The sequence below is a fragment of the Ramlibacter sp. genome, from assembly GCF_035554825.1.
Lineage (GTDB): Bacteria > Pseudomonadota > Gammaproteobacteria > Burkholderiales > Burkholderiaceae_C > Ramlibacter.
On sequence record NZ_DATMHS010000161.1, the window covers coordinates 1 to 1,527 of the forward strand.

The window sequence follows — 1,527 nt, forward strand, 5'->3', positions numbered from 1 at the left end:
ATCGTGATCAGGTTGTTGAAGAAGCGGGCGGTGAGCTCGGGCGGGTACTCGATGCGATCCAGGCCCTCGCGCAGCTTGGCCAGCAGCCCCGGGATCATCTGCACCAGCCGCTTGGCGCGGCCGCGGTGGGCCGTGCTCTTCTGCACGCTCCAGATCAGGTCGTCGACCAGCGCGCGATAGCCGTACGGATCGTCGGAGCCGTCGGCGCAACTGAGCTGCGCCTCGGCCACGACCTGGCTCCAGGAGCTCTTGAGGAAGTCGAGCACGAAATCGGCCACGCCCAGCCCCTCGGCCGACTGCAGGAACTCCAGCGCCAGCTTCTGCGCCAGCAGGTTGCGCTGCTCCGCATGCAGCAGCGCGCGCGCCGCTTCCTCGCGGCGGTGCCGCACCACCTCGTCGTGGTCGACCCATTGGTCCTGCAGCCGCGCCATCAGTTCCTCGAAGACGGCGGCGTCGACCACCTTGCTGCCGAGCCAGCGCACGGCATCCTCCACGGTGAGCACGAAGCGCCGCCAGCCGGGGTCGTTTTCCTGGGCGAAGGCCAGGCTGCGCTGGGTGATCTTGTCCAGGAACTGGCGGGCCGGATGGGTGCGGTCGCTGAAGAACCGCGAGTCCTGCTTGGCCAGCTTGAGCACGCCCGGCTCCATCGCCCTCAGGTGCCGCTTGAATTCGGGCAACAGGCGCTTGTCGCGCTCCAGGTTCTCGAACATCAGCCGCACGACTTCTTCGCCCAGCTGCAGGCCGATCCGCGGCGGCTCGGGGGTGGCGGCCGGCGCGGCCAGCATGTCCTGCTCCACCGGCTCGGCGGCGGCTGCCTTGGGCCGCTGCTCGAGCTTGTGCACCAATGCGTCGACGCCCTTCATCTCCTGCAGCATGGCCATCGAGGCCGGCACGGTGTAGAGGAAATCCTGGCGCGGCTGCTGGGCGTCGAAGTCGCCTGCCAGCAGCTTGCGCAGCCGGTCCAGCGTCAACAGCGTCTTGGCCACCGAGTCGGCCACCGGCTTGCCGTGGGCCCCGGTGCCGGTCAGCAGCTTGCCGCCGAGCGGCACGGCGGCCTCGACCCCGCACGAGCGCAGCCAGTCGGACAGCTCGCGATACAACTTGTTGAGATTGGCGCCGAGCAGGCCGGCGGCCGGCGCGATCAGCGCCTCGCGCACCGGCGCCTCCGGCACGTGCAGTGCCAGGCAGGCCTGCAGCGCGCGCACGAACGCGTCCGGTCGCAGCGGATTGAGCCCCGGCTGGATCGTGCGCCAGCCCAGCAGCGTGCTGATCAGCGCGTCCAGCGCCGGCAGCACGTCGTCCACGGCGTGCGAGACCTCCTGGTGGGCCCGCGCCACTTCGATGCTCTGGTCGATCTCGGACTGCTCGAACAGCCGCAGGTCCTCGAACCGCAGGGCCTCGGTGTGCACCTGCTCCTTGCCGCCGCCTTCGTAGACGATGCGGGTGAGCTCGCTGCGCCAGGTTTCGGCGACCGCCTTCGAATTCGCCGACAGCTGCTGGATCGCCGCCAGCGAACCCTGCTGCTGC

At 69.8% G+C, this 1,527-nt stretch carries 1 protein-coding gene; it reads right to left on the minus strand.

Features of this window, described 5'->3' with window-relative positions:
- Positions 1-1,527: DUF1631 family protein (locus tag VNT59_RS19925; RefSeq protein WP_325501374.1), on the minus strand; the 1,527-nt coding region annotated here is incomplete at both ends.